The sequence below is a fragment of the Hyphomicrobium sp. DMF-1 genome, from assembly GCF_027886585.1.
In the GTDB taxonomy this organism is placed as follows: Bacteria; Pseudomonadota; Alphaproteobacteria; order Rhizobiales; family Hyphomicrobiaceae; genus Hyphomicrobium_C; species Hyphomicrobium_C zavarzinii.
Genome location: NZ_CP115706.1, coordinates 4150654 through 4164378 on the forward strand (window position 1 = coordinate 4150654; position 13725 = coordinate 4164378).

The window sequence follows — 13725 nt, forward strand, 5'->3', positions numbered from 1 at the left end:
AACGTATCGACACTATTCGATGAGGTAGAGCGGATGCCGGACATGCTCTCCGAGCTCTGACCTGCATTCGGCGCCGAATTTCCAACCACAATTAGAAAGTGTGTCAACCCGCATCTTCACTGATGCGTTCGGGGGGAAGAGATGACTATTGCCGATTTGAATGGCGCGCGCAGCAAGAGGACGTACGTGTCATCATGCTCAAGCGCAGCGCTTGCACTCTATGCGTTCTCGTCCATTGCGCCGGCATTGGCGCAGGAAACACAACTGGATCCCTTTGTCATCTCGGCGACTAGAAAGTCTGAATCGCTCTCCTCCCTTTCAAGCTCCGTCACAACCATCACCAAGGAGGAAATCGACACCCAGGTTCGCCTAAGCAACAACGACCTGGCCGCAGCGCTCGGGAAGCTCGTTCCCGGTCTGGCCGTCGGCAATCAGACAATGAGTACCTATGGGCAGACGCTCCGCGGACGGAAGCCGATCATTCTCGTTGATGGTGTGCAGCAGAATCCAGCTTTCGATCCCGGTAAGAATTTTTGGGTGATTGATCCGGCCATGATTGAGCGGATCGAGGTCGTTCGGGGAACGACGGCGATCTACGGAGACGGCGCGACGGGCGGCTTGATCAACATCATCACCAAGAAACCGACTGACGGCGCTCCCGTTCACACGACAGCGGTCGGCACGAATTTTTCGCTCTCAGGCCTCGAGGAGGACAGCTTCAGCAAAAGCATCAGCCACACCACCACCGGCAAGTCCGGCGCTATCGGGTATGTGCTGGGTGCGTCGTACGTCGACACAGGGGCTTTCTTTGACGCCGACGGCGATCGCATCGCCCCGAACCCGCATCGAGACGGCGGAATTTCCGACACCGAGCAGTGGGACTTCTTCGGTAAGATGTCGGTCGACATTGACCGATTGCAGACCGCACAAATCACTGTCAATGCGTTCCAAAACCTCCAAGATACCGACTGGATCGGCGACCCATCTCAGCTCGAAGTCTACAATGGCGACAAGGGGCGCGTGGTGAACGGTGCCCACTTTGACGATCCTGTAGGGGTCAGAAATCTCTCCGCGAACTTCGACTACAATCACCAGGATATCCTTGGAAGCGCCGTACACATCCAGGCCTTCTACAAAGACTACTGGGCGCGCTCGACGCCATTTTTCGGCTTCGATCCCATCACTTATCAGGACCGGATCGAATCCGAGAAAGCGGGCGGCAGGCTCGAAATCGATACGCCAGTCTCAAGCGCGGCGTCTGTCCTCTGGGGGCTCGATTACGTCCACGAGGATATTCAACAGAACGTTCGCGAAATGGACGCGGCGACGGTTGCCAACAGCGGCCGGCGGGTGTTCCGGTTTAATGGGAACGAGTGGGGCTGGCTCAATCCCTATGCACAGGACAGCATCGCGGCGTTTGCTCAGGGCGAATGGCGCCCACTTGATGCATTGACCCTGCGCGCAGGCGTCCGTCACGAAAAGGTTTTCATCGACGTTCCGACGTTCACAGTGCTTGGCACGAATAATGTCGTCGACGGAGGCAAGCTCGATTTCGAGGCAACCCTCTTCAACGCCGGAGCGGTCTATGAGTTCTCACCGTCACTTAACGTGTTTGCCAACTTCTCGCAGGGGTTCTCACTGCCGGACGTTCGGCAGGTCCTCCGTAGAGGCCGAGCGGGTCCCACTAGCACGCCGTTCAATGACGTCGACGGTTTGATCATCGAGCCGGAGCTCGTCGACAATTATGAAATCGGCGCCCGAGGCAATTGGGATCGCATCAGCGCATCGGTTGCCTTATTCTATAATGAATCCGACCTTGGCGCGAACCCGCCGCTCAATGTCAATTCGGCCATCGTGCGCGCTCCCGAGAAGATCTGGGGCATCGAATTGACCACGGACGTGCGCGTGACCGACACTTTGACATTCGGCGGCACGTTCACCTGGCTTGAAGGCAAGCAGGATCTCGAGACCGATACGTTGGGATGGATCTATCTCAACAACCAGCGTATCCGGCCGCCGAAGGGCACTGCCTACATCGAGCATCAGACGACGCCGTGGATGAAGAACAGATTCCAGATGCTCGCAAGCGGACATCGTGATCGGTTCAATGACTCGACGTTGTCCTTCAAACGGGAAATCAGCGGCTACGCGACGTTCGACTGGTTTAGCGAAATTAAGATCGGCGAAGACACCCTGATGCTTGGCGTCGAGAACATCTTCAACCGTCTCTATTACACGCCTCAGTCGCAGCAGTTCCTTGAAGGCGACGTCACCCACGCCGCTGCTCAAGGCGCCCTGTTCAGCGCCCGTTATACGCACAAATGGTGATGGTCATGAGCCGGTTCTCTCCATCGATCCTGCTTCTGACGGCAACGTTGGCCTTCGGCGCGCTCGCCCCCGTGTCAGCAGAAACAATCGTCTATTCGACGGATGAGGGCGCCGGCTCCGTGTCCATCATCAATGCGGAAAAAGGGGAAGTGATCGGTAGCATCGCCGTTGGCGACAAGCCGCGCGGTGCTGCCATCACACCCGACGGCCGCACGATGTACGTTAGCGACCAACCAAACAATACGCTGGTCATCATCGATCTGGAACAAGGGAAGCGGGTGGGCAGCATCCGCCTCTCCTCGTCGCCGGAAGGCGTGGCCATTTCTAAAGACGGCAAGTGGATCGTAGTCGCCAATGAAGAGGCCAACACGGTCTCTTTCATCGATACCGCTGACAATGCCGAGTTGTTTCAGGTCGCGACCCAAGGGGAGAACCCGGAAAGGGCTCAGTTCAGCCCCGATGGAAAGTGGCTCTATGTCACGGCCGAGAACGGAGCCGAGGTCGACGTCATCGACACGGCTCAGAGAAAATCGATCAAGCTGGTGATGGTGGGTGTACATCCGCGAGACATCGCATTCTCCGCGGACGGCAAGAGAGTATTCGTGGCATGCCAGGATTCCGAGTTTATGGCTGTCTTGGACGCCACTACGCATGAAAGTCTGGCGCGTGTACCGTTCCGAAAAGGTGGCGTTGGGCTAGCAGTCAACCCGGATGGCAGGACAATCTACATCTCGAACCGGACCGACAACACGGTGACAGCCATAGATGCTGTCTCGCTCAAGGCCCTGGCTGAGATTCCTGTCGGAAAGAGGCCATGGAACATGGCCATATCGCGCGACGGCAAGCTGTTGTTTGTGGCCAATGGCAAGTCCAACAGCGTCACGGTCATCGACACTGCTACGAACACGGTTGCGAGGGAGATTCCGGTGGGGGCAACGCCATGGGGCGTATTCTTGCGTTGATACGCGGGGCAAAGGGCAGCGGCCTATGAGCGGGCCTGCCGACCATGCCCCCAGTGAAGATACCCGGCCTGCAGACGAGGTTGCGCATCCAGTTGCGCCCGCCGAGGTCTACGCCCCGGCCTTCAGCTCCCTTCCATGGCCGCAGACGGGGCCGAGTGACACTCTCGCGATCCGCGCCGCGAGTGTTTCTGCGTCCTTTGTTATTCATGTCTGTCTCGCCGCTGCCGCTGTGCTCTGGCTCGGCGAGCGATCGGGCCTGATCAGAGAGATGTCCGACGCGATCAGCGTCGAAATGCTGCAAACCAATATGACGGAGCAGCACCAAATCGACGAGATTTCGGAGATCGTCGAAGTTCCGGCACCATCTATAACCGCCGGCACCCCCGATGGCTTGACTGAGCTCGAGGCCGTCGAGCCCCAAGTAGCCTCTGCAGAGAGTACCCCTTTGCCGCCTGTTCCCTCAGAGCAGGAAGGCATCGAGGCTCTGAGGGGCGCCGAGACAGTGGACGAGGCCATCGGAACAGAAACACGAGAGAAACCCGAGCCGAAAGAGGACGCGAGGGAAAATAAACCCATCAAGACGCAGCAACAGAAGGCGGCCGAAAAGACCGAGAAAAGCGCCAAGCCGAAGAAGGGAGTTCCAACCCCCGAGAGCAGCGCAGGCGCCAAGGCGAAGGCTGCTCCTATCTCCGCAAGCACAGGAAGCGTTCTCAACTATGCGTCACGGGTACGCGCAAAGGTATCCGGACATGTCCCGAGATCGGGAGCGGGAAAAGGTACCGTTGTGATTTCCTTTGCGGTCACGAAGTCCGGAGGACTAAGTGGAGCGCGCGTTTCGCGATCATCCGGAAACGCCGCCATCGACCGGGCGGCCTTGGCCGGAGTGCGCGCTTCCGCGCCGTTTCCTCCGCCACCCGCCGGCGCGTCACCCGCTCAGCTCCGATTTTCTGTCGCCTTCCAGTTTCGCTGAGCGTTCGGGGGGAGGCTGTCGGCAGCTTTGCGAAGGCTTGCGGACTTACCGATGAGCGTCAGCTGATCGGCGCAGGGAGCCGGCATGATGTCCACAAACTCGACCACGCCGAAGTTGCCGACCGAGGGGCACACCGCGAGGCTCATATCGCCTGTGGGTGTTAGCTGCCATAAGAGACCGCGCTTTCAACACAAGATCTGCGCACAGTGCATACGCACTTGACGAGCCGCATCAACCTAGGCGACAAACATATTGTAGTGCCGCACAAAAGGAGATGTCCTACCAACCCCTCAAGCACAGCATTCCATACCGATCACCAACGCTAGACTGTTTCAAAGCGGATTTGCTGATCCATGCTGCTTGGGCCCGGGGACTCTGCCTGGGGTGCGCGTTTGCACCCCCAAAAAGACGACTATTTCAAATTCACGTTGGGTGAGCCCATGGGCACCGTGGGCGGCGCAGGCGCCGTCTACCAGCTCATGCCGCGCTCAACCCCACCGCTTGTCGCCAAGCTCTACAATGACAAGGTGCTGCAGCTCATCAAGAGCGACAGGAAGTACGCCCAGCGCATCATCGCGCTCGCCTTCCACGGCAACGAGCTATCCAAATCACTGCCCTTCGCCACCTGGCCGAGACGATTGATCTTCAGCGAGAAGAACCCAAAGGATGCCCAGCAAGCCCTGCTTGGATTTTCCATGGAGCGCTTGGTCGGAACAACGTCCCTCATCGACCTCATCACCCAGAACAACACACGCCTCAAGGTCACCCCCGACCGAACCGCCTTCCTCTGCATCACGCTGGCAGACCAAGTTGCCCGCATGCACCGCCATCCATGGACCTTCGTCTTTGGCGATCTGTCCCCGAACAACGTGCACATTTCCGCCGATCTCACGCAGGTGCGCTTCATCGACACCGATGGATTCCAGTTCGATTACAACAACGGTCAGTACAGCTTCCGCCTCTCCGGGCTGACCAGCGGCTTCAAGGCGCCCGGGTCGGATGCCGCCTTGCTCAAATCCGGACGCCTCACCACCACGCACGATGACTTCGTACTCGCCATCCTCCTTTTCATGTTGCTGATGGCAGACAAGGGAATGCCCATCCATCCGTTCCAATCCGGCGACGCACCGGAGGATCTGCGCATCGACAAGCGCCAATTCCCCTTGTCGGATACTCAGCAATTTCCGCTGCCAAAACCCGTCATCGATGCGTGGAACTCGCTTCCGCAAGACCTGCGCACCACGTTCACCCGCACCTTCACCGGCCCGACCCCGGTCAAGGCCAGCGAATGGGTCAGTGTGCTCTCCAACTACCGGAGGTGTCTTTGACCCGATTAAGCTCATGACACCCTACAGCCATTACGTCGCCCCACCGCCCCTCGTCACGCGCATCCACCCGTTCTCGCAACGCTATGGGCAACTGCAACGCCTCTGGCACACCTCCGCTGCCATTCTACGTCCTCTGGCGCGCGTAGCAGGTGCAATGCTCCGGCTCCTGACCGTCACGTTGCCGTTCCTCATCACGCGCCCCGCCAAATGGCTGTTCCGCACCATCGTTGCCACACTCCGCGCCATTGACCGCATCGCCGATGCGGTCGTCACCATCATCTTCGATATCCTCGTCGCCGCCGCCAAAAAGCTGGTCATGCCGTTGCTGAGCCTCTCGGCCTTGCTGGCCCTCCTGATTTTCATCTCACGCAGCGACGTTCAACCGCATCGCGACGTCCCCGCGCTCGCCGCCATTGCCCCACAAGCAACCGCGCACCCGGCGCAAACACCTTCTCCCATCAAGCCGGCGCCGACAGCGCCCGCCCGCAAACTCGCCGCCTTCCACGCCCCGTATCACGTGTTCAGCACTGAGCGCGCATCCGTGGCAGCGCTCGCCGATGCCCTCAACATCCCTCCAAAAGTGGTCAGCACTGGTGTCACCCGTGCCCTCGCGCTCGCCGCGGACAATGCAAACGCCATGCGCCCCTACGTGGGCCGCTTTCCCCTTCCGCAACACACCCCCAACCGTTTGCTGACGGCGCTCACCCCCTCCGACATCACCCAGCTTGCCCGCCTGCTCGAGCATTCAACCCCCATCGACAAGCGCGAATTCACCCTCACGGCCAATCTGGCGTCCGGCGACCTGTCGCTCACTGCGCGCATCAACAAGTTGATCAGCTCGGCCGCGCCAGGCGCCTGCTTCCGTTACGCCCTGACCTTCATGCGCCGCACATTCCAACACACCCTTTCCATGACCGCCTGCCGCCAACGCGGAACGTGGTCGTTCCCCACAGACCAGAAAGGACAATGACATGTCAGCCATCGCCAAGCAGATGATCACCAACCTCGCGGGCCCGGGCTTTGTCCCCCCCACGCTTTCCGCACGCAAACGCTATCCGTTCGTGTTCATCATCGACATATCAGGCTCAACAGGGATGGAGCCCGACCCCGACATCCACCACATCAACAAGGCCATCAGCATCCTGCTCGATACGCTGCGCAACCCAACCCCCTCCAGCGAACTGCAGAAGCAGGTGGATAGCTTGGACATCTGCATCATCTGCTACTCCGACAGGCCGCGCGAAATCGTCCCATGGTCCATCGTCCAGAACCTTCCCCCCGCCGTGCAAACCCTGACACCGGAATACGCCACGGGAACGGGAGCCGCCATCGAGATGGCCCTGCAGCAGATCAGCAACCGCCTCCACTATTACCAAGACCCAAACAACAACTTTGCATCGGGAATGCCTCACATCATCCACATCACCGATGGGGCGATGACCGACATGAAACCCGGGGATGCCCGCTGGACCCAGATCAAGCAGCGATTGGACAACATCAACGGGGTCACCAACCCCGAAAAGAAAACGGTCACCATGCTGCACTTCGTCTCCCCCAAGGGATGTGACCGCGAACGCATCAACATCAACGGCCGCATGATGACCGGCCAGCAATTGCTGAGCGAGCTGACAGGGCCCGATACCGTCTTCGAAATGGGCCGCGAGATCGGCTCGTTCGAAGTGCTCATCCGCCTCATCACGGTCGCCATCACCAGCATCACCAAGAACTTCGGTGCAATGAACGGCGTGGACGCCATGCGCTCCGCCATCGACAGCGCCGCGATCTCGCTGCGCACCAGCAACGTCACGCAGATCCCCTGATGCAACAGCCCGCGCCGCTCCCCATCCGTCATGACCTTCCGCCCTTGGCTCGCCTCGAAACCAACTGGGTGCCCCCATGGCTCATCGCCCGCGTTGCCCAGCATGGGCCATGGCATTACCAGAACGGTGCCCCCATGGACGACAGCCACATCATCGGCGGCACCTCCGGCGCCTTCTGGATGGCCGCCGCCGACGGAGTCGGCTCACAGCCAAGAAGCCGCCACGGCAGCTCTGCCGCGTGCCTGGCACTCGACGCTTATCTCGGCGCCGCTCTCACAGGCGGCGCCGACTTAACCCGCACCCTCCTGCTTGAAGGCTTCAATGCGGCCCACCTCGCCATCCAAGACCTTGCCGCCCGCGAAGGAAGACCCGCCTACGAATATTCAACCACGCTCGCGGCCGTCATCGTCAAGCGCAACACCATCATCGCAGCCGCCGTGGGTGACAGCAGCATTGCCGTCGGAAGCAACCATGAAAACGAGAAGGGGGACAAAGTTTATGCCCTGACGCCCTTCTGCTCCGCCCCCCAGCCAGAACGCGCCACCTACACCATCGCCGACCCCAACTGGCTCAACTACGTGACGAGCAGCGAGAGCTGCAGCCCCCACATCACAGCCGTCATCATCGCCACCGATGGGGCCAACAGCTTCTTCCTCGACGGCAACCGCTTCAAAGCCGATTGGCCCGAAACCCTCGAAGGCCGCGTCCGCGAGCTGGGCCCGCTGACCTTCGTCAACACCTTCGCCCATTTCATCCAGCACCAACCGCCCGAGAACCACGATGACAGGACGCTTCTCGTCGCCTACCGCCCGCCCCATCACCTCGCCCCACCCGCTGCGCAACCCCGGTGACTACACACAATCCTCCTTCGTGCCCGCGCTCGACGCCCTGCTTGGCGACCCTGCCGCCGAGTTAAGCGTGCCCGTCACAGATCTCACCGGCATGGCCGACAGGAAGCAGTTTGCGCGCTTCATCAACGACCACGTCAACAAGGATGCGCCAAGCAAGATCGCCTACGCCGCCGGTGCCGTCATGAATATCCTGACCCTCAACCCCGCCGCCCAAGCCGCCCATACCGCCAAGCACCTCAACGACACGTGGAAGCACACCAGCAAGGTCAAGGAGCTCTACCGCACCGTTGACCAGTTTACGGCGGCAAGACCCGTGCTCTCGCTCACGGATAAGGAACGGACGTTCCTCAGAAGCAATGCGGACTTCACCGCCCAACACCAGATGACGCCAGACCAGTGGGGGGAGTTTCTCGCAACTCTGATCTGGAACGACGGCAAGTGCCGCCTCGACCCCGCCCCCTCGATCGCCGGCCTTGCCGCAACCCACATCGCCCATGATGTGGTGCGGACCTTTCTCCAGCACTGGATGGACAAGCACGAGGTCTTCCTCGCCTCCATGGCCGCCGACATCGCCAAGCGCGCCCAAAACCTTCCTGCTTCAAAAGGAGGTGTCCCAAACGCCGTTCTCCACCAAGCGCTCGATACCGGCGCCAAATGGATGGACCTCAACACCCTCCGCTCGAGCCGCTATTATTCCGTGACGGAAAAGCCCGAAGCCCTCCTTCTCGGTTACGAACCTCAAAGCGGGGCGCCCGTGTGTTTTGCAGGCGCAGAAAGCCTCATCACCATCGGAGGGCCGGGGTCGGGGAAGAGCCAATGCCAGGTCATCCCAAATCTCTTGCGCTACAAAGGAAGCGCCATCGTTCTCGACGTGAAAGGGGAGCTGTGGGATGCAACAGCAGGGTACCGCGCGAAAAACTACGGGCCCGTCTACCGCTTCGCCCCCACCGACCGGTCGTTGACTACCAACCGCTACAATCCATTTGACTTCATCTCGCAGGACCCCTCCACCGCCGCCGATCAGGCAACCGTGCTCACCTATCAGGTTGTCGTCGATGACCCCAACCTCAAGGAACCCTATTGGGAGAACCGGGGCCGCGACCTGATGTGGGCGTTCGCCATGATGGTTGCCGTCAAGGCACCTCCCGACAAGCGCACCATGAAAGGGTTGGCCGAGCTGATGAGCGTACCCTTCAGCGAAGACCCAGACAGCGACATCCAGCAGCTTCTCGAGTCCATGGTCCGCATGGCAAAGCGCACCGGCATCTTCGATCTCGAGGCCGCAGCTAACGCCATCCGCGCCGGTATCAAGGCGGGGGGAACACGTCTGGAAGGCGTGCTGGACACAGGACGCCGCTACCTTTCCGTATTCACCCGCTCGCCCACCATCGAACAAACCATCAGCACATCGGATTGGCGGCCAGAACATTTCCGAACGCGGCCAGGCACAACGCTTTACATCTGCGTCCCTCCCGCGGAGCTCAAAGCCTATGCCCCCATCATCCGCATCATGCTCATCCAGCACACGCGCATCCTGATGCGCAAACAAGCCGCGCATGGGGAGTTGCCCATCACCTTCTTCCTCGATGAAATGCCCCAGCTCGGAAATTTCGAAAGCATTTTGGAGTTGCAGGACGTGGGACGCGGCTCAGGATTGCGCTTGTGGATGTTCGCCCAATACATCGCCCAGCTGGAAGCCGCCTTTGGAAACAAATATCAGGGCGTGGTCGATGCCTGCCGCTCACGCAGCTTTCTGCAACCCGACATGCAGCTGGTAAGGCTCATCCAACCGGGGCTAGGGACAACCCGGAACCCCTTCACCGGTGAAACCAAAAAACTGGCCGAGGACCACGACCTCGTCGGACGCCTTTACGACGACAAAGTCATCCTGACCACCCGTGGAGACCACCCGATGGCACTCGACAAGCGCTACGCCTGGCAAACCGATAAAGCGAAGATGTTGCCGCCCCCACACCCCCATTCATGCGCTAGCCAAGCTCTCGCTCGTGGTCTCGCCGGTAAACCCGTTCACCCTGTTGCACCGCGTCGGCCTTGACCGGCTCCCGTATTCCTTTTCCGGCCGAGACCCCCACTGCGCGAGACAGCGCTTGATCAGACGCATACCCCCGCAACTGTTTCAATCCCGGATATTCGTTGGCTACCTCGCCGGGAATACGGAGTGCATGCCGTTCCAACAAGGCATCCAATTCCTTCTCCGCCGTGTCCCGCGCGTAATCCTCTTCGGTCCTGCCCCGCATCCGTTCATGGGCCAGCAACAATATGCCAACGGCCTTCTCCCCTTCGCCGCGCTCGATAGCCAGCGCCCGCAGCTTATCCTTGCTCCAGCTCATGCCGTCACCGTGCTTTCCACTCTTACGCCATCATAGTTCACATGCGCGCCCACCTGACGGCGCTTCATGCCAACCGCTTCCGCCACTTTCTCGAACTCGTTATGAAATACCGCGAACGCGAGAGGAACCGCATGTCTCTCACGGCACCACGCCAAATAGGCTTCCCAAACGGCAAAGCTTCCAACGCAGCTATATTCATCCGGATGAAGCCGGTCCGCGGCAAATGTCGCCACCTGCCACCCAAGCTCTTCGACCTTAACGCCCATCACGCTCCCGCTCCCGATAACTTTCGACAATATCCCGCGCAAGACGCTCACGGTCCACCTCAATAAGCCGGTTCAAGGCATCCTGATGTAACAGTGCCTGCTGCACCGAGGCGACAAACCCACTTGGCAATCGCCCTTTGGGAAGCAGCTGAACATCTCGGGCAGTTGACGGCCAGCGCACCACGTTCACCTCGGCGGTAATGACGTAGCACCCCAAACCGTCTAGGCCCGCATCGCCCAAATACCCCTTCGGAATCTCCATCGACGGCATCTTGGTAATCGGCCGGTGAGAAATCGGAACAAGACGAAGGCGTGCGCCATCCGGCTCACATTTTGTCTGCACGATAAGACAAGGACGCCGTTTCAGCCCCCGGTCATGACCCGCAGCCGCTTCCCACGACCACAGATACGAGAACCCGACCACATCTCCAGCTTTTGGACGGAACTCCGGCACGTCTCCCCCCCAGCCAGCCACCCGAGAGATCATTAAAGTGTAGAGGAAACAGCACTTCCCGTCACCATGTTTACACACCGTAGACGCGTTTGACCCACGCTCCGCCAAAGAAGAAAGCGAGCCATCCCGCCTTCCTTACATAGGTATCAGGATGTACCCCCCTCCATATATTGAAGCGGCTTGTCCCGGTTACTGGCATCGCCGCAACAAACCTTTTCAGGTTCGCTGTGACAGGCCCACGCGGTACCAGTCGCATCGCATACTTGGCATACCTCCTCCGCTCCCGGCAGGCAGCCAAGGTTGGACGCGGACTCCGTCATTTCCTTGCCGACATCGAACGGGCAACCTTCGCAGTAGCCTTAGCCTACAGTCTGCATGAGTTGTTTCCTTTCACCCATGCCAGACAGCGGAGAGGTTCGCCACGGGGCGGCACACGCCCCGTGGCCTGTTTGACTCCCTTGCGAAGCCCCTCCCTCGCCGTCAATCAGAACGCGGTCTTTCTGCAGACCTGACAGTACCGGCCCATCATTCCAACATCCCCGTCAGCTGCCCTGCGCATAGCCAAGTGGAAGGCCATCACGCGCTTAATCTTCGCGTGCAACAAAACGTGATATCCGCCTAGATACCCCTAGCTACCCGATACCCCGACCACTTGAAAATGCCCATTGTATAAGGGTTTTTCATTGCCCATCGTCTGTCCACCGGCAGCAGCCGGATGTTTTGGTTCTTCCAGACAAAGGACAGCAGCATGGCGAAAACATACGACAAGCCCGACCGCGGCAACTTCCGCGCCTTCAAGAACAACAGCAAGGAAATCGGCGACGACCGCCCCCTGTTTCAAGGCAAGCTGACGCTGCCCAACAGCAAGGATGAGCGCAGCTTCGCGCTGTGGCCCTACGCAAGCGAAAAAGATGGCGCAACCATTCTCTCCGGAAGGGCAGGTGTGTCGGCCAACTCGCAAATTGCGTCCTACACCCAGCCCGCAAAGGAAACAGTGCAGAAGCTCGCCGTGGAGATTCCCTCCAAGAGCGGAGGTGAGCCGTTCAAGCTCGAGCCCGATTCCCTGATCCTCTTCACCAACAAATCCAAGGACGCCGATAACCAGGAACGCCCCGACTACTACGGTTTCTATAATCCCGGTGACGGCAAGCTCCAACGCGTCGCGGCGTGGTCACAGCTCGACCGCTATGGAAACCCCATGCTCACCGGCTCCGTCCAGGCCTACGACCAAAACAAGCAGATGGAGCAGGACGCGGAACGGCCCGCGCAATCCGCCCATAACATGGCCAGCGACCGCGAACTGGAACACGCGCGCTAAGGCCCTTCGCTTCTACTCAGCCGGGGGGCCGCTCAAGCGGCTCCCCTTTTTCTATGGAGGCGCCATGAACATCCACTTCGACATCAACCAAGACTTCATCGATCTGCACCAACAGCACCGCGAAGGTAAGATTTCTCGGGAAGAGTACGACAACAAGCTTCGCGCCATCCTCATCGCCGCCGACAAGGTGGCGTTGCGTCCACCCCGCCCTTCCAACCTTACCCCCATCATAGAAACCGAACACTCAGGCCCGCTCACCTACGAATGGAATGCCGACGGCAAGCTGACCCTCAGCGTCAACGCCGCAATCGAGGACCAGCCGCGCCTCAATGCATACCCCCGTCACCTCCGCCAAGCAGCCCGCGTCGAACTTGACGCCAACCTCACGGAGAAGGAGGCAGCGAAGTTGCGTGCCGCCCGAACGGCTGGTGATTTCTTCTACCAAGCGGTCATGGACGACCTCCTGTGCTGCCGCGCCGGCGAGATGCTCCAGCGCCAAGGCCCCGACGCGAAACGGGCCGTCAACATCGACGAACGGTTCCACCTCGGAGACAACCCGGACGTCATCCTCAACGAAGACCTTCCTTCGCTTGTGCACGGCGCCGTGCGCGACGACGAGATGGAGCGATGACCATGGGAGACCAAGACGTCCCCCGCGTGCGCTACGCGGAACGGCATGACGGCTCTTACGACATCACCGTCATCAATGGTGATGCCCCTTCACTCCGCATCGACAGCTACCCCGAGCACATCCGCAAGGAGGTTCAGACCACCTTCCAGTCAACACTCACGCTTTCCGAAATGCGCAAGCTGCGTGCCGCCCAAGACATCGGCGAACCCGCCTACACCGCCGTGTGGGACGACCTTGTCTCCCAACGCGCCGAAGAACGCCTGCGCAACCCCTCCGCCTTCACCCCCGGAACTTTGGAGACTGGACGCGATGCCCTCACATCACCACACCGCTCCTACCTTGCCCCGGAAACGGAACGCAGCCGATGACATCGACACCTTACGCTTCTCACTTCGGCTCATGCTGGACTTCCATGGGCCCGCCGCCGTCATCAATTATGCAACCGA

General features: G+C 59.9%; 14 protein-coding genes. 11 read left to right on the top strand and 3 right to left on the bottom strand.

The features are described 5' to 3' along the window. Positions 1–141 precede the first annotated feature (141 nt). The 8 genes from PE058_RS18990 (at position 142) to PE058_RS19025 (ending at position 10315) form a co-directional block, all read left to right on the top strand. On the top strand, positions 142–2328 hold the full coding sequence (locus tag PE058_RS18990; RefSeq protein ID WP_271029108.1) for a TonB-dependent receptor: 2187 nt from the start codon (positions 142–144) through the stop codon (positions 2326–2328). A gap of 5 nt (positions 2329–2333) precedes the next feature. Next, entirely contained in the window at positions 2334–3290 is a 957-nt protein-coding gene (locus PE058_RS18995) for a beta-propeller fold lactonase family protein (RefSeq protein WP_271029109.1), read from the top strand. A gap of 25 nt (positions 3291–3315) precedes the next feature. Next, positions 3316–4260, top strand: a complete 945-nt coding sequence (locus PE058_RS19000) for an energy transducer TonB family protein (RefSeq protein ID WP_271029110.1) — start codon at positions 3316–3318, stop codon at positions 4258–4260. Between the two features lie 440 nt (positions 4261–4700). Then, entirely contained in the window at positions 4701–5588 is an 888-nt protein-coding gene (locus tag PE058_RS19005; protein ID WP_271029111.1) for a hypothetical protein, read from the top strand. 178 nt (positions 5589–5766) lie between these two features. Beyond that, complete coding sequence (locus PE058_RS19010; RefSeq protein ID WP_271029112.1) at positions 5767–6558, top strand: hypothetical protein; 792 nt, start codon at positions 5767–5769, stop codon at positions 6556–6558. 1 nt (position 6559) lies between these two features. After that, complete coding sequence (locus PE058_RS19015) at positions 6560–7408, top strand: VWA domain-containing protein (protein ID WP_020087562.1); 849 nt, start codon at positions 6560–6562, stop codon at positions 7406–7408. Beyond that, complete coding sequence (locus PE058_RS19020; RefSeq protein ID WP_271029113.1) at positions 7408–8259, top strand: protein phosphatase 2C domain-containing protein; 852 nt, start codon at positions 7408–7410, stop codon at positions 8257–8259. The genes PE058_RS19015 and PE058_RS19020 overlap by 1 nt, the downstream gene beginning before the upstream one ends. Then, positions 8189–10315 carry a type IV secretory system conjugative DNA transfer family protein gene (locus PE058_RS19025; protein WP_271029114.1) on the top strand — a complete coding sequence of 709 codons (2127 nt, stop codon included), beginning with the start codon at positions 8189–8191 and terminating at the stop codon, positions 10313–10315. The genes PE058_RS19020 and PE058_RS19025 overlap by 71 nt, the downstream gene beginning before the upstream one ends. On the opposite strand, the gene PE058_RS19030 is transcribed toward PE058_RS19025, so the two are convergent. Genes PE058_RS19030 through PE058_RS19040 form a run of 3 tightly spaced genes read right to left on the bottom strand, consistent with a single transcriptional unit; the run spans position 10248 to position 11330 of the window. Further along, positions 10248–10610, bottom strand: coding sequence for a hypothetical protein (locus PE058_RS19030; protein ID WP_271029115.1), 363 nt, complete (start codon positions 10608–10610; stop codon positions 10248–10250). The genes PE058_RS19025 and PE058_RS19030 overlap by 68 nt on opposite strands. Next, positions 10607–10876, bottom strand: a complete 270-nt coding sequence (locus tag PE058_RS19035) for a hypothetical protein (protein WP_271029116.1) — start codon at positions 10874–10876, stop codon at positions 10607–10609. The genes PE058_RS19030 and PE058_RS19035 overlap by 4 nt, the downstream gene beginning before the upstream one ends. After that, positions 10866–11330, bottom strand: coding sequence for a hypothetical protein (locus tag PE058_RS19040; protein WP_271029117.1), 465 nt, complete (start codon positions 11328–11330; stop codon positions 10866–10868). Before PE058_RS19040 ends, PE058_RS19035 begins: the two co-directional genes overlap by 11 nt. 748 nt (positions 11331–12078) lie before the next feature. Here PE058_RS19040 and PE058_RS19045 point away from each other — a divergent pair. The 3 genes from PE058_RS19045 to PE058_RS19055 all read left to right on the top strand — a co-directional run bounded on the left by PE058_RS19045 (position 12079) and on the right by PE058_RS19055 (position 13647). Next, a complete protein-coding gene (locus PE058_RS19045) occupies positions 12079–12648 on the top strand; it encodes a hypothetical protein (protein WP_271029118.1) in 570 nt (189 codons plus the stop codon). Between the two features lie 64 nt (positions 12649–12712). After that, positions 12713–13279 carry a hypothetical protein gene (locus tag PE058_RS19050; RefSeq protein ID WP_271029119.1) on the top strand — a complete coding sequence of 189 codons (567 nt, stop codon included), beginning with the start codon at positions 12713–12715 and terminating at the stop codon, positions 13277–13279. Beyond that, on the top strand, positions 13276–13647 hold the full coding sequence (locus PE058_RS19055) for a hypothetical protein (protein WP_271029120.1): 372 nt from the start codon (positions 13276–13278) through the stop codon (positions 13645–13647). Before PE058_RS19050 ends, PE058_RS19055 begins: the two co-directional genes overlap by 4 nt. The last annotated feature ends 78 nt before the right edge of the window (positions 13648–13725 follow it).